General features: G+C 53.6%; 13 protein-coding genes. 4 read left to right on the top strand and 9 right to left on the bottom strand.

Annotated features, from left to right (window positions below):
• Positions 1-20: 20 nt before the first annotated feature.
• Together CCY01nite_RS10345 and CCY01nite_RS10340 are read left to right on the top strand one after the other, a co-directional pair.
• On the top strand, positions 21-866 hold the full coding sequence (locus tag CCY01nite_RS10345; protein WP_146860338.1) for an SMP-30/gluconolactonase/LRE family protein: 846 nt from the start codon (positions 21-23) through the stop codon (positions 864-866).
• A gap of 22 nt (positions 867-888) precedes the next feature.
• Positions 889-3,996 (top strand): sensor histidine kinase, encoded by a 3,108-nt coding sequence (locus CCY01nite_RS10340; protein WP_146860336.1) that lies wholly within the window; start codon positions 889-891, stop codon positions 3,994-3,996.
• Here CCY01nite_RS10340 and CCY01nite_RS10335 read toward each other — a convergent pair.
• The 4 genes from CCY01nite_RS10335 to CCY01nite_RS10320 are packed head-to-tail and all read right to left on the bottom strand — an operon-like array spanning position 3,993 to position 9,138.
• Positions 3,993-5,396 (bottom strand): MBL fold metallo-hydrolase, encoded by a 1,404-nt coding sequence (locus tag CCY01nite_RS10335; protein WP_146860334.1) that lies wholly within the window; start codon positions 5,394-5,396, stop codon positions 3,993-3,995. The genes CCY01nite_RS10340 and CCY01nite_RS10335 overlap by 4 nt on opposite strands.
• A 5-nt stretch (positions 5,397-5,401) precedes the next feature.
• Positions 5,402-5,887 carry a DUF4442 domain-containing protein gene (locus tag CCY01nite_RS10330; protein ID WP_146860332.1) on the bottom strand — a complete coding sequence of 162 codons (486 nt, stop codon included), beginning with the start codon at positions 5,885-5,887 and terminating at the stop codon, positions 5,402-5,404.
• 23 nt (positions 5,888-5,910) lie between these two features.
• Entirely contained in the window at positions 5,911-7,905 is a 1,995-nt protein-coding gene (gene ppk1 / locus CCY01nite_RS10325; RefSeq protein WP_146860330.1) for a polyphosphate kinase 1, read from the bottom strand.
• A 3-nt stretch (positions 7,906-7,908) separates the two neighbouring features.
• Complete coding sequence (locus CCY01nite_RS10320; RefSeq protein WP_146860328.1) at positions 7,909-9,138, bottom strand: Pycsar system effector family protein; 1,230 nt, start codon at positions 9,136-9,138, stop codon at positions 7,909-7,911.
• A 70-nt stretch (positions 9,139-9,208) separates the two neighbouring features.
• On the opposite strand from CCY01nite_RS10320, the gene CCY01nite_RS10315 reads away from it, so the two are divergent.
• Both CCY01nite_RS10315 and CCY01nite_RS10310 read left to right on the top strand, forming a co-directional pair.
• The gene (locus tag CCY01nite_RS10315; protein ID WP_146860326.1) at positions 9,209-10,054 is read left to right on the top strand and encodes an SdiA-regulated domain-containing protein; all 846 of its coding nucleotides are present in this window, start codon (positions 9,209-9,211) and stop codon (positions 10,052-10,054) included.
• 2 nt (positions 10,055-10,056) lie between these two features.
• Positions 10,057-13,698: a BamA/TamA family outer membrane protein gene (locus CCY01nite_RS10310; protein WP_146860324.1), complete on the top strand. Its 3,642-nt coding sequence runs from the start codon at positions 10,057-10,059 to the stop codon at positions 13,696-13,698.
• 167 nt (positions 13,699-13,865) lie between these two features.
• Here CCY01nite_RS10310 and CCY01nite_RS10305 read toward each other — a convergent pair whose 3' ends face one another.
• The 5 genes from CCY01nite_RS10305 to lysA form a co-directional block, all read right to left on the bottom strand.
• Entirely contained in the window at positions 13,866-14,450 is a 585-nt protein-coding gene (locus CCY01nite_RS10305) for a hypothetical protein (RefSeq protein ID WP_146860322.1), read from the bottom strand.
• 25 nt (positions 14,451-14,475) lie between these two features.
• A complete protein-coding gene (locus CCY01nite_RS10300) occupies positions 14,476-14,898 on the bottom strand; it encodes a hypothetical protein (protein WP_146860320.1) in 423 nt (140 codons plus the stop codon).
• Positions 14,899-15,125: 227 nt separating this feature from the next.
• The gene (locus CCY01nite_RS10295) at positions 15,126-17,492 is read right to left on the bottom strand and encodes a hypothetical protein (protein WP_146860318.1); all 2,367 of its coding nucleotides are present in this window, start codon (positions 17,490-17,492) and stop codon (positions 15,126-15,128) included.
• A gap of 74 nt (positions 17,493-17,566) precedes the next feature.
• Entirely contained in the window at positions 17,567-18,241 is a 675-nt protein-coding gene (locus tag CCY01nite_RS10290; RefSeq protein WP_146860316.1) for a DUF3267 domain-containing protein, read from the bottom strand.
• A 45-nt stretch (positions 18,242-18,286) separates the two neighbouring features.
• Entirely contained in the window at positions 18,287-19,513 is a 1,227-nt protein-coding gene (gene lysA / locus CCY01nite_RS10285; protein ID WP_146860314.1) for a diaminopimelate decarboxylase, read from the bottom strand.
• Positions 19,514-19,518 lie beyond the last annotated feature (5 nt).

Genomic DNA, 19,518 nt, shown 5'->3' with positions numbered 1-19,518 from the left:
ATCATCAATCTTTACCGGTTATGAAAACGAAAGCATTCATCCTCTTCCTGGCATGCGCCGTGTGCCCGTTCCTGCGTACTTCCGCACAGGAGGCCGCACTGGAAAAAATATGGACCTCTGACACTACGCTCCGCACGCCCGAATCCGTATACTTCCACGCGAAACAGCGTACGCTGTTCGTCACCAATATAGACGGCGCTCCCTGGGCGAAAGACGGCAAAGGCTTTATTTCCCGGATGTCAACAGATGGAAAGATCACCGACCTGAAGTGGGTGGACGGCCTCAACTCTCCGAAGGGCATGGCCGTTCACGGCAACACGATGTACGTGGCGGATATGGACGAGCTGATCATCATCGATATCAATAAAGGCGCGATCATCAAACGGGAAAAACCGGAAGGCGCCCACAGCCTCAACGATGTAACCGCGGACCCGCAAGGCACCATCTACTTCTCCGACTCCGAAAAAGGAAGAATATATACTTACCGCAACGGCGCTATCACCGTGCTGGTAGACAACCTCTCCCGCCCCAATGGTGTGTTCTATGGCGCCAAAGGCTTGCTGGTGGTGGATAATAACGGGTTGCAGGCAGTAGGGAAAGATAAAAAACTGACGGTGCTGGCGAAGCTGTCAAAATCTCCTGACGGCATTGAGCATGTAAAAGGCGGCGAATTCGTAGTTTCGTGCTGGCCGGGCGAGATATTTTACGTGAACGCAATGGCCGGCACCACCGCAAAATTGCTGGATACACAGGCGCAAAAGCTGCAGACAGCGGATATCGGCTATGATCCCCAAAAACGGATCGTGTACGTGCCGACCTTCTTCGGGAATACCGTTACGGCCTATCAATTGAAGGCAGCAAAATAAAACTGCCTCCGTTACACCAGGAATGAGCTTGAAGATCTATTGTTTCATTGCAGCACTTATATTATATCTGCCTGCCGCAGCGCAGCAGCATAACGCTCATACCTTCCATCACCTCACCATTGAGAACGGCCTCGCCGGCAATCATGTGTCCGCCATATTGCAGGACAGGAAAGGATTTATCTGGATCGCCAGCACGGCATTGCAGCGGTATGACGGCAAGCAGCTCGTTACCATCGCGCAGTTCGACCGTTTACCGGGCTCCATTTATTATGAAGACATTGCGCTGTATGAAGATCAGCAGGGCCGCATCTGGATGGGCACGCCCGAGCACGTACGGTTCTACGACCCCGTGAGCACAAAGATCCGGGACGTGCCGTTGGAAGCGGCGCTGCAGGCCACGGGCAACATCAACGTACACTCCATCATGCAGGACCGCCAGGGCGTCACCTGGGCCACTACCAAATACGGGCTGATACAGTTCGATGAAAAGCAGCAGGTATTCAGAAAACCGGCCATACCGGACAGCATCCGCCTGCAGATGAACAGCGCCATACAGGAAGATGCCGCGGGCAGGTTGTGGGTCAGCGGCAGATACAGCCTGTACATCCTTGGTAAAGACCGCAAAACGGTCTACAGCCGCTTTCATAATCCCGAACGCATCACCGCGCTGCGCATTCCCGCCAGCGCGAAAAAAATGTACCTGGACAAACAGCAGCGTTTGTGGATCGCCACCCGCGGCGACAACATTCTCTATGCCTGGCATGCCTCCACCAACCAGCTCCGCTCCTACCGCTTCGTACACAGGGGCCACACGGACAACGACCAGGTATATGATATAGAAGCGGACATTCTCGGCCGCATCTGGGTGGCGATGGAAAACGAGGGCCTGTACCGCTACAGTCACGCGACCGACAGCTTCAGCCTGCACATTCCCGGCAACAACGAAGATGCGCTGGGCCTGCATTTCAACTACGAAACCAACTGCCTGCTCAGCGACCGCGAAGGGCACATGTGGGCCGGTACGGACCTCGGCATCAACATCATGAGCCTGCACAACCAGTCCTTCAACCGCCTGGACCACCGCTCCCGGTTCCCCGGCACCGCACAGCAGCTGCCGCAGGCGGAAGTGACGGGGGTATTCAGCGCGGCTAACGGTGACGTATATATTGGATATTGGGGCGCGGGCTTTGCCTGGCTGGATGCCCGGCTGCACCTGAAGCAATACTTCCCGAAACTCCCCGATGAACGCGCCCAGGCGTGGAGCTTTGCAGAGCAGCGCGACGGCAGCATACTGATCGGGCAGGAGAACGGTTATATCTCCCGCTTTGATCCGCAAACCCGGCGCTTTTCGCATTTCCAGCCGCCCGCCTTCAGCGAGCAGACCGTGCTCACCATGCTGCCAGAGGCAGACACTGCGGTATGGATCGGCCTTTACAACAGGGGCCTGGTACGCTGGAACCCGCAGAACAACACCGTGCGCACTTTTCCCCAGCTCCTGCAATACATCCGCCGCAGCACTTCCATCATGGGCATTGTGCCGCAGGGCGATTCCATTTTATGGCTGGCGGCCAGCAACGGCGGGCTGCTGCGGTTCAACAAGGAAAGCGGGCTGGTGAACAGGCAGGTGATCTTCCACACGGAAGAAGATTCTGTGGAGAACGTCACTTCCCTGCTGCGCAGCAACGACAGTATATTGATCGCCGGCACCAGCAGCGGCCTCTATTTTTATAACCTGCTCCGCGACACCTGGCAGGCACAGCAGATCAACGACAGCCGGTTCGATGAATGGGTGCTGAGCATGCATTCCGCGGGCGGACAGGATGCCTGGCTCACCACGCCCTACGGCTTCTATCGCCTGAACAGCGCCAAACGCCGGCTGATCGCTTTCATTCAGAACGATGACATCATTGACAACTCCCGCCGCGTAAGGCGAAACATCGCTACGATGCCGGACGGCTGGATGCTCGTGGGCGCCTCCGACCATGTCACCGCCTTTTCCATCGACCGCCTGCAGGTGAAACCACCGCCGCCTGATGTGACGATCACCGAGCTGAAAGTACTGGAACACCCTATCAACGTGGATACCGTATTGGATACCGGCAAACCGCTCGTACTTTCACACCATCAGAATTTTATCAGCATCGAGTTCAAGTCGCTGCAGTTCCACGAAGTGAAAACAAGATATTACTACCGGCTGGTGGGCGTGGATGCGGACTGGCTGCCCACGGAAAACATGCTGGCGGCGCGTTACACCAATCTCCCTCCCGGAGAATACACCTTCCACGTGAAAAGCATGAACATGGCCGGCGTATTCTCCCGTCATCCCACTACCCTTCACATCCTTATCCGGCCAGCATTCTGGCAGACCTGGTGGTTCAGGGCGCTGTGTGTTATTGCCGTGATGGCGCTCGTATACGGCTACTTCCGCTTCCGCCTGTACCTCGTGAAAAAAGAAGAAAAAGGCCGCGCCGCCTTCCGCGAGGAGCTGGCGCAGCTTGAAATGAAAGCGCTGCGCGCGCAGATGAACCCGCACTTTATTTTCAATTCCCTCAATTCCATCCAGACGTTCATGATGAAGAATGAAACGGAGCAGGCGCTGTCTTACCTCAGCCGCTTCGCCCGCCTCATCCGCAACGTGCTGGACAACTCGCAGCTCAACAACATCTCCATCGCGCGGGAAACGGGCATGCTGGAAAACTACATGGAGCTGGAAAAGCTGCGGCTGGCGGACCAGTTTGATTACCGCATCGTCATCGACCCCTCGCTGAACAGCGACTTTGTGGAGATACCCGCCATGGTGATACAGCCTTTCGTGGAGAACGCCATCTGGCACGGGCTGCTGCACAAGGACGGCAGGGGCCTGCTGACCATAGCGTTCGTGCGGAAAGAGAACCGCATACATTGCATCATAGAAGATAACGGCATTGGCCGGGAAGCGGCCACGGCGTTCCGCCAGCAAAGCCATCCCGGTCATATTTCACGGGGATTGCAGATAACAAAAGACCGGCTGCAGTTATACAACAGCCGGTTCAATATGGATGCGTCGTTTGACGTGGAAGATCTGTATGACGAAGCGGGGAACGCACGCGGAACGCGCGTCAACCTCTGGTTTCCGCTGGAAGAGGATTAACCGAGGCCGATCTCCTGGTGCCGGTCAGGGATCTCGATGTCGGCAAAGCCTTTTTTCAGCAGCCAGTCACGGAACACCGTTTGCACTTCATATTCCCCGTGCACGAGGAACAGCTTTTTCACCTGCTTCGGGTCCTGGCAGGCGAGCCACTGGCTCATATCCTCATAATCGCCATGCGCGCTCATGGAGCGGATCACGCCTACTTCGGCCTTCACTTCAAACCTGTCTCCGTAAATAGATACTTCTTTGGCGCCTCGCATCAGCCGGCCGCCGAGGGATTGCGGCTCGCAGTACCCGACGATCAGGATGGTGTTTTTCCATTCATCGATGTTGTTGGCGATGTGGTGCTTCACGCGCCCCGCTTCCGCCATGCCGGATGCGGAGATGATCACGCAGGGCTCCTTGCGGAAGTTCAGCATTTTGGATTCGTCTACTGTTTTAATGTACCGCAGGCCGGGGAAGCTGAACGGATCATCGTCCACTTCCAGCATCTTCGCCACCTTGCGGTTAAAGCATTCCGGATGCATGCGCGTTACCTGTGTAGCTTCCATAGACAGCGGGCTGTCTACAAAGAGGTCCACCGCGGGCAGCTTGCCTTCCAGCTGCGCGCGGTTCAGCGCATATAGTAACTCCTGGGTACGGCCTACGCTGAACGCGGGAATGATCAGCTTGCCCTTTTTCTTTACACAGGTTTCATGGATAAATTTCAGCAGCGCTTCATCGGAGGGCGCGATGTCCGCATGCAGCGAGCTGCCGTACGTGGATTCCATGATGATATAATCGGACTGTGGAAATTCTTCCGGTGATTTGAGAATGGGATCGCCGTACCGCCCGATGTCGCCGCTGAAAGTAATTTGCTGCGTTTTTCCGTTTTCGCGGATGCGCAGGTGCACGCTGGCGCTGCCGATGATGTGGCCGGCATCGGTGAACAGCACTTCCACATCTTCATCGATCTTGTACCATTTGTTATACGGCACGGGATGAAACTGGTCGATGGCGCGCTTGGCGTCTTCCACCTTGTACAATGGCTCTACATAAGGTTTGCCTTCGCGGGCGTTCCGCTTGTTCACGAACTTCACATCATCTTCCTGTATCTCCGCGGAATCCAGCAGCAATATTTCCGTCAGGTCGCGGGAAGCGGGCGTGCAATAGATCTTGCCGCGGTAGCCCAGCTTTGTGAGGCGGGGCACCAGGCCAGAGTGATCGATATGCGCATGGGAGAGTATCATGATGTCTATCTCCGTGGCGTCAAAACCAAATTCCTTGTTCAGCGACAAGGTTTCCTTGCCCATGCCCTGGAACATCCCGCAATCCAGCAGGATCTTTTTCCCGTTCTTTAAAGTGATCAGATGCTTGGACCCTGTAACGGTCCTCGCTGCCCCATGAAATGCAATCTTCATAATATTCAGTTTTTTCCTTTATAACTCCAGGTGATCCTGAACCTGGCTATCTCTGTTCCATCCGGAGATCTGCCGGTTACTTCCACCGTAATGGTCACCGGCTCGCCGGTGGTGGCGGCCGTATGAACGGCTTCCTTGATCCGGTTGCCCGCATCGCAGGTAAAATAAGTGGCTGCTTTGGCTTTTTTTACAAAGACGGCTTCCATGCCGGTAACGAGCATGGATATACGGGAACCTGCATAAGCGATCGACAGCAGACCCGAGCTCATTTCCGCGGCCATCGCCAGGCAGGCGAAGTAAGTGGAGCGGAAAGGGTTTTGCGAAAGCCAGCGGTAAGGTACGCGCGTAGTGCAATGCAGCGCATCCATTTCCGCTACGCGCACTCCGCAGATCCAGGCGCTGGGCAGCTTCCAGAGCAGGTACAACGAGAACTTCCACCGGCTGTTCACCAGTTGAATGAAACGTTCGGTTTGTACGGGTGCTGTTTTCATCTTTTGTTATGATGATGACCGGGTTACAACGTATGCACATAAGCCTGTATCGCCTGCTGCGCATTCACGTCTTCTTCACCGGGCTGCTTTTCCACCGGTATATTGACTATTTGACTGTCCAATATTACAGCATTTGTATTATCTGCAAGCTGTAAAGCGATAATATCTTTTACTTCCCTGCGGTATTGCGGGTGATATATTGGGAAACATACTTCTATGCGGCGGTGCAGGTTGCGGTTCATCCAGTCCGCCGAGCCCATGAATATTTCCTCTTCGCCTTTGTTATGAAAGATAAATACGCGCGCATGTTCCAGGAAACGGTCTACGATCCTCCGCACGCGAATACCTTTGCGCGGCACCAGGCAGCAGATGCTCCGCACGATCAACGTTATTTCCACGCCGGCGTCCGCCGCGGCATACAGCTCCGCGATCATCTGCTTTTCCTGCAGGTTGTTCAGCTTGATCACAATGCGCGCGGGCTGCCCGGCCCGGGCATGTTCCGCCTCGCGGCGGATGAGCGCGGTGAACCGGTCTACCAGGTTGAATTGCGCCACCAGCAGGTGCGTAAACTGCATGAACTGGTAACGCGCGGGCGGCAGGCCGGTCTGCATATAAATAAACAGCAGCTCCAGTTCCTGCGTCATGCCGGCATGTGCGGTGAGCAGTACATGATCTGTATAAAAACGCGCGGTGCTTTCATTGAAATTGCCCGTGGCCATCAGGCCGATGTGCTCATAGCGGTAGCCCCTGCGGCGTTTTACCAGCGCTACCTTGGCGTGCACCTTCAGGCCGGGAATGCTGTACAGTATCTTCACACCGGCTTCTTTCATGCGTTTGGCCCAGCGCACGTTGTTGGCTTCATCGAAGCGCGCTTTCAGCTCCACCATCACGGTCACCTGCTTGCCGTTCTTCGCGGCGCTGATGAGGGCGTTCACGATCTGCGAGCCGGACGCTACACGGTAGAGCGTTACATAGATCTCCCGCACGTCCGGGTCGATGGCGGCTTCATTGAAGTAACGGAGGATGTAGTCGTAATGCTGGTAGGGAACATGCAGCAGCACGTCCTGTTTCATCACCGTGTCCAGCAGGCAGTCCGCTGCTTCCAGCGCCTGTATGCGGGCGGGCACCTGCTTTGGATAGGTGAAGGCCGGGTTGCGCACGGGCATCGGCAGGTCCGCCAGGTCCCGCAGGTGATGATAGCGGCCGCCGGCCACCATTTCCTGCGGCGCGATCCTGAAATACGCGGCCAGCCTGTCACGCAGCGTATCCGGCATGGAAGCATCGTATAAAAAACGGGTGGGCAGGCCCAGCTCTCTTCTCACCAGCATGTTTTCCACTTTTTGCAGCAGATGGCCGCTGAACTCGTCCACATCAATTTCCGCATCACGGGTTACCTTGATGCTGTAGCAGCCGGTTACTTTGCGGCTGGGGAACAACTGCGGCAGGAAATGCCGGATCACATCGTCCAGGAAAATGATATGCTGGTCCGGCAGCGCGAGAAAGCGCGGCAGTGCGTGCGACGGCACATTTACAATGGCATGTTCATCGTTCTCAAAGCTGACAACGAGATACAGCGCATTGTTCTCCAGGAACATTTCCACCGGCTGCTCCAGCCGGATGAACACGGGCTGCAGAAAGCCCATCGCCGTTGTATAAAAATAATCGCGCACCGCGGCGTGATGGGCGGGCTGCAGGGGTTCGTTATGATAAAGATGAATGTCTTCGTTGCGAAGTGCGGGCAACAGCTGCTGCGTGAAGATCTCCCCGAATACGCCCAGCTGCCGGGAAATTTCCCGCTGCACCGCGGGCAGCACGGCAGGTTCCGCTTCCGCCTTCAGCTGGTGAAGCGCCAGCAAAGCGGGCAGGCGGACACGCGAAAACTCGTCCAGGTTGGAAGAGAAGATCGACAAAAAACGGACGCGCTCATATAAGGGTACCTTCGGATCGGCGGCCATCAGCAGCACGCGGTAGTTGAAAGACAGCCAGCTCAGGTCCCGGTCAAATAATACAGTTTGCAATGACTATCCTTTTACGGGGAAAAATACGGCGGCAACCACAAACGCCAGCACAGAGGCGATGATGCCGAACATGAACGTGTTATAGGCGAAGCGCAGCAGGCGGTACTTCCGGCCGAGCACAACGCCGAGGTTGTAAATATCGTGGATCATATTGCTGTACAGGTATTCGCCGTTCTCCATGATCGTTTCCATCCCTTCCTCGTACTCCTGGTACGTCATCTGGTGGAAGTTGCCGAAGAAAAGGAGGTTGGCTTTCTTGCTTCGTATATCCAGGTCCGTGAACCGGCCGCTGGTGACGTTGGGGCGCGTGGCGAGCACGGAAAACACAATGGTGGTTACGCTGGTGAAGAGAAAGATGATGGCCGGCAGGATGAAGTTCGGGTAATCTTCCAGCTTGCGCAGCAGTACGGACAGCAACACGGAAATGATAATGGCGTTCACCGATATCATGATGTTGGCCTTTGAATCGGCCATGGAGCTAAGGCGGATGTGGTTGGTGGATGTTGTTCTGAACATGGTTTCCACGCCTCTTTCGGGTTTGCGCACTTTCTCCGCTTTCGGGGGCTTGCCTTCTTTTGAGAGCTTCTCCGGCCTGCTTTCGCTTTCCGCGGCTTCCTGCAGGCTTTCGCTCTGCTTCCGTTCCAGCCGGGAGCGCAGGCGTTCGAGATTGTCTTCTTTCTGCGCCTTCAGCAGCGTCTGACAATAAGCGGTATGATACTTATGTGATTCCAGGAAGAGGATGCTGGTGCGGGTCCATTCGAGCCCGGATATGTTCCTGCCGGTAGCCAGCTCCGTTTCGGAGCGCAGCAGCTTGTCGCGCTTCTTGTAATCCTTGCTGCCGAGATGAAAGAGGTCCGCATCACATACGATCTGTTCGAGCAGGTTTTTCGGCTCCTGCGGGATGTGTGTGGCGAGGATGCATCCTTCCACCGCCTGCGCCACACTATCAGGCAATTGCTGCATGCCGGTGAAATTGCGGGCGGCATCGGCGCCTGCCTGTTCATGTTCCCTGCGCTCTCCGAGCACATAACCCACGTCATGGAACCATGCGGCCAGCATCACGATCAACTGGTCATTATCCGTCAGCCGGTAATAGGAGGAGATCTGCTCTGCCGCCTGCACTACCTGCCTGGTATGTGCCAGGTTATGATAGACCAGTACCGGATCGGGATGTTGATTGAACAATTGGGTCACATGAGACTGCGCGGCGGCGATGACTGAACTTATTTCCATGACATCATGTTGATTTACTTCCAAATTACGGCATTTTTTGCTTTAATTTTACGAACTAAAGAATCGGCTTATGAAGGGTATCCAACTCTATTGCCTGCTCACACTGCTGCTATCCTGCCAGGCCCTCGGTGAGCGGAAGCAAAAGAACCTCACATCGCCCAAAGGTTATCACCTGGAAAGCCCGGAAAGGTTCAAGGTACGCGAGTCTATGCAGGAAATATCCGGACTGGTATATTATCGTGATGAAGATCATTTCATGTCGATGAACGATGAACAGGGCAAGCTGTTCCAGATCGGCCTCCGCGCGAAGTCCGCCTACCCCACCTGGAAGTTCGGCAAGGGCGGAGATTATGAAGAGCTGGTATTTACGGGGAAGGACTGGCTGGTGCTCAAAAGCAACGGCAGCATCTATCATGTGCTGCATCTTTTTACCGATACCACCGAATCACAAGCCTATCATTTCCCGCAAAAGAAAAACGAGTTCGAGGCGGCTTACTACGATCCTTCCCAGAATAAAACCTTCATCATCTGCAAGAACTGTGAAGATGACAAAGGCCAGGGCGTTACCAGCGTATATGCGTTTACGATGGACAGCATGCGGCATCTTCCCGGCCCCGCCTACCAGTTCAAAGCGGATGACATCGAAAAGCTGCAGGATTCCCCGTCCAAACACTTCCGACCTTCCGCTGCGGCCATTCACCCGGTGGAAAAACGGCTATACATCGTTGCCTCCATCAACCGGCTGCTCGTGATCGCGGACCTGCAGGGGCATGTGCTGGAAGCGCATCACCTGGACCGTAAACATTTCAATCAACCGGAAGGCATCACTTTCGCGCCGAACGGTGATATGTATATTTCCAACGAAGGCGACGATGAAAACACCGCCGATATTCTAAAATTCAGCTATCGACCATAATCATGCTAAAAAACCTCCTGCTCCCCATATTCCTCTTTGCCGCTGCCGCCGTTAGCGCGCAGACGGACAGCATACAGCAACGCATCATCCTCATCGGGGACGCGGGTGAAGTGCACAACGGCCGCAATCCTACCGTAGATGCGGTAAGAAAACTCATCGACCTGAACAACGGAAAAAATACGGTCCTCTTCCTGGGCGATAACGTATATCCGCTGGGGTTACCCGACGAATCAGCCGCGAGCTACCCTTTGGCAAAAGAAATACTGGACTACCAGGCCAACCTTGTGCGGGGCACAAAAGCGGAAGGCATCTTCATTCCGGGGAACCACGACTGGTCCAAACACCATCCTGACGGCTGGCAGGTGATCCGCAACCAGCAGACCTATATCGATTCACTGCTGCTGCCCAACCTGCAATTCCTGCCGAAAGACGGTTGTCCGGACCCCACCACGGTACCACTGGGAAAAGATGTGATGCTGATCGTGATGGACACGGAATGGTGGCTGTACCCGGGGAAGAAACCGGGCATAGAATCCAGCTGCGACTGCAAAACAGAAGATGAAGTGCTTTCCGCCATCAGCGACATTGTTGCGCTGAATCCCGGCAAGCTCATCGTTTTCGCCGCGCATCATCCTTTGCGCAGCTACGGGATTCACGGCGGCTATTATACGTTCAAGCAGCACCTCTTTCCGTTGACGGACGCAAAGCCTTCGCTGTACCTGCCGCTGCCGGTGATCGGCTCCGTGTACCCGCTGGTGCGCGGCGTGTTCGGCACCCGGGAAGACCTGCCGCATCCGCTGTACCGCAAAATGGTCCAGGGCATAGAAGAAGCGATACCGGCAGGAGCACCGGTGGTATTCGTTTCCGGTCATGATCACACTTTGCAGCTGATAAAAGATCTGGACAGGCATTATATCGTGAGCGGTTCCGGTGCGAAAGATAACCGTGTAAAGCAGGGTAAGCTGTCCCTGTTCGCCAGCCGCCGCAACGGTTTCAGCGTGATAGAAGTATTACACAACGGTACCGTGCGGGTGAATTTCTATAACGACCAGGATACCGCGCCGATGTTCACCCATACCCTGCTCAACATCCGGGAGCACGTGGCGCGCGTGGCGCAGCAGACCGCTGCATTACCGCATCCCGCAGCGGTGACAACAGCGCCGGACCTGCAATATGCCAAAGCGGGAAAATTCCACCGCGCCATCCTCGGCAACAACTACCGCGAGGTATGGGCCACACCGCTGACATTCCCCGTGATAGACCTCGATACTGTCAAAGGCGGGCTGAAGATCACCAAACGCGGGGGCGGCAAGCAAACACGTTCTTTACGGCTGGAAGATAAAAACGGGAATGAATGGGTGCTGCGCTCCCTGCGCAAATGGCCTGTGAGCGCCATTCCGGAAGCCCTGCGCGAAACCTTCGCCCGCGAAGTGGTGCAGGACCAGATCTCCGCCGCCAATCCCTATGCCCCGCTCGCCGTATCTCCCATCGCGGAAGCGGCGGGCGTGCCGCATACGAATCCGTCTTTTGTTTATCTCGCGGATGACACCGCGCTCAGCGTGTACCGGAAAGATTTTGCCAACGGCGTATACCTTTTCGAAGAACGCGAGCCTGTTACCGCCAGTAAAACATATAACACGCCGAAAGTGCTGGAAGAGCTGCTGGACGATAATGATAACAGCGTAGACCAGCCTTCCATGCTGCAGGCGCGGCTGCTGGACATGCTGATCGCCGACTGGGACCGCCATGAGGACCAATGGCGGTGGTATGCGGAGAAAGACAAGAAAAAGAACAAGACCTTCTACCCGATTCCCCGCGACCGCGACCAGGCTTTCTTCGTCAATGAAGGATTTCTGCCGGGCGCCATGTCGCGCTCCTGGCTGCTGCCTTCCATACAGGGCTTCCGGCCAGAGACAAAAAATATCAACGGCTGGAACTTCAGCTCCCGTTACCTGGACCGCAACTTCCTCCATGCGCTGAGCGAAGAGGACTGGGAAAAGCAGGCGGCGGAGTTTTCGCGGATGGTGACAGACAGCGTTATTGAAAATGCGGTGGCGCAATTCCCCGAAGCGGTCCGCAGCCAGGTGAGCGAACGGACGATCGCGGTGCTGAAAGCCCGCAGGGATAATCTTCCAAAGCAAGCCATGGAATACTACCGCTTCCTGGCGAAAACGGTGGACGTTACCGGGTCGCAAAAGAACGAACAGTTCACCGTGACCCGCATGCCGGAAGGACGCCTGCAAATCACCGCGCAAAAGATCAGCAAAAAAGGAGAGCCGGAACAAACACTGTACAGCAGAACGTTTGATCCGGCGCATACCAAAGAAATAAGACTGTTCGGGCTTGGCGGCGGCGACAAATTCATCATCCAGGGAGCGGGCGCCACGCCGATCCGCGTCCGCCTCATCGGCGGCAGGGAACAGGATACTTATATCGACCAGAGCACGGGCGCCGGCGGCAAGCGCATCCTCCTGTACGATCTTCAAAACGGAAAAGACAGCTTTGCCATAACGAACCGTGAAAAGCTGCGCCTTTCCACCAGGCCGGAGGTGATCACCTACAACCGGACCGAGTTCAAATACAACAAGCTGATGCCCATGGTAGCCGGGGGCTTTAACCTCGACGACGGGCTGCTGCTGGGCCTTGGCCTGCAGTACACCGGGCACGGCTTCCGCAAAGAACCCTTTGCCGTGAAGCATACTTTCACCGGCGTGCATGCCCTCGCCACCAGCGCTTTCAGCTTCAAGTATGCGGGCGAGTTCACGGACGCCATCGACCGGTCTGACCTGCTGGTGAACGGCCTGGCGAGAGCGCCGCACAATACCATGAACTTCTTCGGCTTCGGCAATGAAACCGCTTTCGACAAGGATATAACGGACCCGCCTATACGGTACTATCGCAGCCGCTTCAATGTATTCAGCCTGGAAGCGTTGCTCCGCAACAACCTTACGCAGAACATCACCGCCAGCATCGGCCCGTCCATTACCGCCGTTACGCTGGAGGCAGAAGATAACAGCGGGCGTTACCTGACGGACTACGATGTCAACAAGATCGATTCCGCCGTTATTTTTAAGAATAAATTTCACGCGGGCCTGCGCGCCGCTTTTAACATCGATACAAGGGACAACGATATCATTCCTACCCGCGGCCTGCTCTGGAATACGTCTTTACAGGGCAACAAAGGGCTGAACACTTTTTCGCACGACTATGCGCAGCTGCGTACGGACATGAGCATTTACGCTTCTTTTGGATTACCGGCGGACGTGGTGCTGGTGGCTCGTTTCGGCGGCGGCGTCACCTGGGGCAAACATGAGTTCTTCCAGGCGCTGACGCTCGGCGGCACCGCCAACCTCCGCGGCTACCGCAACAACCGCTTCGCAGGCAACAGCATGGTGTACAACAACATCGAGCTGCGCGCAAAGCTGTTCGACTTTACGTCTTACCTGCTGCCCGGCTCCGTGGGGCTGATCGCTTTCAATGATGTGGGCCGGGTGTGGGCGGAAGGCGAAACTTCACACCGCTGGCACGACGGGTTTGGCGGCGGATTATATGTATCGCCGGTGAATATGCTGGTGATCACCGCGGTGGTGGGGCATTCGAAGGAGGAGACGTTGCCTTATGTGACGTTTGGGTTCAAGTTTTAAATCAGCTGGGATGCACATGGTGCATCCCGGCTGATGACGCTGTTATCTTTTTTCAGAATACACTTCCATCACATCCCAGTAACGCCAGCTCTCATCTCCACCCAAAGACATTCCGGACGCAATATTCTTCATGCATTTTTGAAATGGCAATAAGGCTAAGCGAAGTATTATTCAATTGGTATTATTTCCGTTGTATCTCGCTTTGTTACTGTTTGATTGTCATTGTCATAATTTTCATTTTCGTGCTTATATAAAATTACATTATTGCTTAATCTGAACTCATCTTTGTCTGGCGCTATCGATTTATTAATATTTATGACGCCCAAACGCTTTTCGAAAAAATATAGTTTTGGCTCAACTACTTCATAGGAACAGCACCTGGAAAAAAAGCCCTGAAATCTATTATATACCTTAATTGTTTCATTTTTATACGTTGTTTGTTTCGGATAGATTGGATACAATAAGATTGATGACATGATCGCCAAAAAAATTCCGCCAAATAATAAGAAAAGCCCCGTAATGGCTGTTGATATAATATAAAATGAAAAATAAACCGCCGTTATTTTAAAGGGTTTGAGTGTCCGAAAAAACAGAATTGCTCCAGATAAGTACAATACCAATTTGAAGAAAAATATCAGATTTTGGTTAAGCCGATACCCTGTAAAGATGCCTGTTAATAAATCCAGCAGGATGAAACCTAGCAAATAAAAATGCCATTTTAAAAGTCCAGGTAGGATGTTGTCAGCTTTCATTTATCAGTTTCTCACTTGTCAAAGTCTATCGTTTAAAAATCTTTTCATAATATCCGCTTACATCCTCAGCAATAGCCTCCCAAAAATCTACAATTAACAATGCAAGTTTGGACGTAGTTCTTTTGGGGAAAAATTTATTAGTAGTAAAGTAGCCATAAAAGTTCCCGTCTTTGTCAACTAAAACTGGCGGGTGACTGGCATACTGGTTGAAAGGTGAATAGTCGCTATACTTTCCACCATAATTGCCATATTTATTCCAAATACATTTATCATTACATTTTGAGCCAAAGGCACCATAAGCATTCCAAATTGATTTGTCTTGATATTTATCACAATTCAAGCAGCCCAAAAAAACATCATGATCCTTCCCGCCAAAAATTAAAAGAGATTGTCCATTTACAATAGTTGCCAACGCAACAACCAAAAAAAGGGATAAAATAAACCTCATTCTTTTAAACTTATGATCAATTGAAAATTGTAGCCAATATTAAATATATACAATAAAACGACAATACATTCTACAACTTTATTGTCATTTTACTTTGGCTATAACAAGTGCCCGGTATGGGTTCAAATGGGTTAACAACGGTCCCCCGTCATTAGCGTGCTGCTTTTAATGCAACAGGATAAGGATTGACCAGATCAAATCTATGCAGATATAATCCATCATCTAGCTCAAATAATCACCGGCGCCTGCGTCTGCATATCCAGGTTCACGCTCATCCGCAGCGCCTTCAGGCCGCTGATGCCCTGCACTTCTTCCAGGTCCAGCATCTCCACGTCCGGCAGGATGATCTTCTTGTTCTGCAGGAACTCAATGTACTTGTTGTACTCTTCCGCTTCACGCACATATGAATAAACGATGGCGATCTTGCCGGGCTGGGTGAGCCTTTCGTTCGTGTTGCGGATGCGCACTTTGTCGATACGCTTCTTCATGATCTCGTAGCGGATGTTGTACGCGCCTTCCACGTCGAAGCGTCTTTCATCTTTCCGGAAGCTGATAGCGATGGGGTTGCTGTGCGCAAGGATCAGCTGCGTGGTTTGCAGGGGAATGTTCAGATGCGGTTCCAGCTGATGGGTGATGCGTGCAATGTTAGCCATTGATGAGAGCTGCCACAGGCGCAGGTTGCGCAGGTACAGCGTATCGAATTTCTTTTCCGGGGCGATGGACTGGCCGATGTAGATGTTGTATTCGACGCCGTCTGTGCGGTACTTTTCAAAATAGCAGGGATAGGATTTTTGCAATCCTTCTTTTTCTTTTTCGAGGTAGGCGTTGATGGCGGAGTTGATCTGCTGGAGGCTTTCCTCGTATTCGCGGCGATGGTGGTATACATGGCCGGATACTTTGTCGATCTTCTCGAAATACTGGTTCAGCAAAGGTTTCAGCTCGGGCTGGCTTTCGTAGATGTGACGGAAGGTGGGCGCGATCTCTGAATCCAGGAAGTCGTTGATTCGTACTTCATCCTCAGCAAACAGGGTGTCCTGCATGTTGTTGAGCATGCGGTTGTTCTTGAATTGCAGTTCTTCCAGCAAGGGAAGATGCAGATCGCCGTTGATCTGTTTGAAGGTATGCTGGATCAGCTGCAGCTGTTCCTTCAGGTCGTCACGAATGGCGGAGCCGCGCTCGATGGAAGAGTTGCGGATGTCTACCGCGCCGTACAGCGGGTACACGTCTTCGAACAGGATGTTGCCGATGTCTTTCTGCTGCGCTTTGGGTGTGTGGAGGTATTCCCAGGCGGCTTCCATGAATTTCCATTCCACGGCGGGCTGCAATGCGGTGAACTGGTCTTTTATCACGTCACTGATCCTTTCCTTATGCAATTCTATGCTGCGCCGCAGGAGCAGGGAGGCGACGGCGTACATGGGCTGCAGCTTCGCCAGCAGGTCCCATTCCAGCTCTTTTCCTCCGGTGGTGGCCAGTTCCAGCGTGCCGAGTATATTGTCCTCATGCTTGATCGCCAGCAGAATGAAGCTGCGGACGCCGTGCAGGGGCAGGTATTTCAGAAACGGATACAGCTCAACGGATTCGCGGGTCACCTGTTCGATCACCAGCGGCGCGGGATGGGCCTGCAGATATTGCAGCATCTGGTCGTTCAGGTGGCTGCGCTCCACATCGTTGCGGGCATTGGTGAAGATCATGCTTTGCGACGTATAGGCGGTTTCCAGCACGTGCTTGTTGTTCACTTTCAGGAACGGCATCAGGTGAATGTTGATGTCCGGCCGGCCAGCCAGCGTGCGGAGATATTCCCGGGCTTTTGTGTAGGTCTGCTGTTCGTTGTGATTGCGGATGTTCAGCACGAGGTTCTTCATGCCGGTCACCACATGCTCTTCCGTTACGTCCTGGATCGTCCAGATCACGAACCCTTCCAGCTCGAAATGGCTCAGCGGCAGCATGTTGACCAGGTCGCCAAGGTTCTGTTCCTGGAAGTTGCCGGTGCAGATGCTGTCGCAGTCCAGCGGAGGCAGCGTGTCTTTCAGCTTCACGTCCACAAAACGCGGATCGATATTCACCTTGATGTATTTACGTGTGCCTGTTTCCGGGGCGTCTACGGCATGAATGAGCGAAGGCTCGTAATTGATGCGAAGGCCATACCAGCGTTCGAGCACCAGCTTGTACAGCCAGATGAGCTTGTCGCGCTTCACCTTTTCCTCGGAGATGCCTTTGGGCACCGCCATCAGTTCGGCGCCATTTTCGGAAAATATCTTTTTAAAACGTTCCGAATAGTAGAAGATGGCGAAACGGTAGGGCACGCCAATGCCGAAGATGTCTTTCGAATCATCCATCGTCACGGGAAAAACGGTAGCGGTCAGCAGGTCCAGGTACTCCTGGTACTGCGTGATGTCCACATCCTCCTTCAGCGGCTGCTGCAGGGCGGGATTGCTTTCAAAATGCCTTACGATCTCGGAAAAATATGCGGCGCGCGCGCCTTGCGCGGTCGTTGCCTTTTCCTTCATGAAGCGGATAAAGGGAACGAAGGATATATGACTATCGATCAGATAATCGTCTTTAAACAGACCGGGATGTGCAGTTAGTATCTTCATAAAAAATCAACAAAAAAGCAGACAGTCGACAGCGCAGGATAACGGAATGGCAAGGGGAGTTTAGTAGGGCAAAGTTACGGGTTTTCTGTATCCGATGTACGTTTGGTTTCGGGATTACCTTCCGGCGCTTCGGGCAGGGCGTAAAACCAGGAAATATGGCTGTCGGCGTCGTCGAAACTCACGGGGTCCCGTTGCCGGTATTTGTAGAAATAGGCGCAAAGGCCGAAATCGCCGGCGCAGCAGACGGTGTGAAAGATGTACAGGCCGGGTATGAGAGCCTTTCCCTCCGCGGGCAGCCATATGTAGCCGAGGGCGCATAACAGCGTGATCACGGCGAACGGCGCCAGCGCAATGTACCGGAACTGCCGGTAGTTGACAGGAAACTGGTGGGCGACGGCGTAGAACATCAGGTACCGCCAGATGACCCCGTATCTGACATCTTTGGCGCCGTACCAGCGGAACATCCATCCGTGGATCATTTCATGCAGCGGTATCAGCAGAAATGTAGCGGGAATGCCGGCAAAAAAACAGAAGAGGAAGGTGGACAGCTTTATCTGCCCGGCACCATAGAGATAAGCGTAGGTAACGCCGGCCCAGATACCGCCCAAAATGGTGAAGAACCACATCATCCGGGTAAAAACATTGGAGGTTTGCAGGCCCTCCCGTAAGGGAATGACCAGCTCCCTGAAGCCGTATTTCGACAGGAAAACGTAGCCTTTGGCCTCCAGGTTTTGAATGATGTTTTGCATGCGGGTCTTTCAACGGCTTTAGGTGCGCTGCTGCGCACATGGTTGTTACAGGGGAATTTCTACCTGGTTCTTCAGGAGGTCTTCCAGTGTATCGCGTTTGCGGATGAGGTGCGCCTTGCCGTCCTTCACGAGCACTTCCGCGGGTTTCAGGCGGGAGTTGAAGTTGCTGGACATTTCAAAGCCGTAGGCGCCGGCGTTGTAGAACACCAGGTAATCGCCCTCGCGCACTTCGCTGATCTTGCGGTCCCACCCGAAAGTATCGGTTTCGCAAATATTACCTACAACGGTGTAGATCCGCTCGGTGCCTTTAGGATTGGATATATTCCTGATGAGGTGGAAAGAATCGTAGAACATGGGGCGGATGAGGTGGTTGAAACCGGAGTTCACGCCCACGAATACCGTAGCGGTCGTTTGCTTGATCACATTGGCTTTCACCACAAAATACCCGCACTGGCTCACGAGGAATTTCCCTGGTTCGAACCAGAGTTGCAGCGGGCGTTTGTAGGATTTTGCGAAATGATTGAACGCATCGGTGAGCTTTTTGCCGAGCAGGTCGATGTCCGTTTCCGGATCGCCTTGCTGGTAGGCTACCTTGAAGCCGCTGCCCAGGTCGATGAATTCGAGATCGGGGAAATGTTCGGTCATTTCGAACATGATTTCCACGCCGCGCAGGAACACGTCCACATCCTTGATCTCGGAACCGGTATGCATGTGCAGGCCGGTCACTTTCAGTTTGGTGGATTTCACGATCCGCTCGATGTGGCGCAGCTGGTGGATGGAGATACCGAATTTGCTGTCCACATGCCCGGTGGATATCTTGAAGTTCCCTCCTGCCATGATGTGCGGGTTCAGGCGGATGCAGATGGGATAGCTGCCGCCGAACTGGTTGCCGAACTGTTCGAGGATGGAAATATTATCGATATTGATATTCACGCCCAGTTCCTTCGCCGCGATGATCTCTGAAAGGTCTACACAATTGGGGGTGAAGATGATATTCTTCGGATCGAAGCCGGCTTTCAGCCCCAGCTGTACTTCCTGGATGGACACGGTGTCCAGCCCGCAGCCGATGGAGTTGATATAGCGCAGCACGTTGATATTGGTCAACGCCTTGCAGGCATAGAAAAAGCGCGCATCGGCCTTGCTGAAGGCATTCTGCAGCTTTTCGTACTGTATTTTGATCTTTTCCGCATGATACACGTATACCGGTGTACCGAACTGCTCTGCCGTTTTCACCAGGAAATCGGCGCTGAGAACATCGCTTTGCTTAGGCATTGTAT

It is taken from the genome of Chitinophaga cymbidii, from assembly GCF_007992715.1.
GTDB lineage: Bacteria > Bacteroidota > Bacteroidia > Chitinophagales > Chitinophagaceae > Chitinophaga > Chitinophaga cymbidii.
The sequence above is the reverse complement of the archived record's forward strand: the minus strand, read 5'-3'. Positions and strand labels throughout refer to the sequence as shown.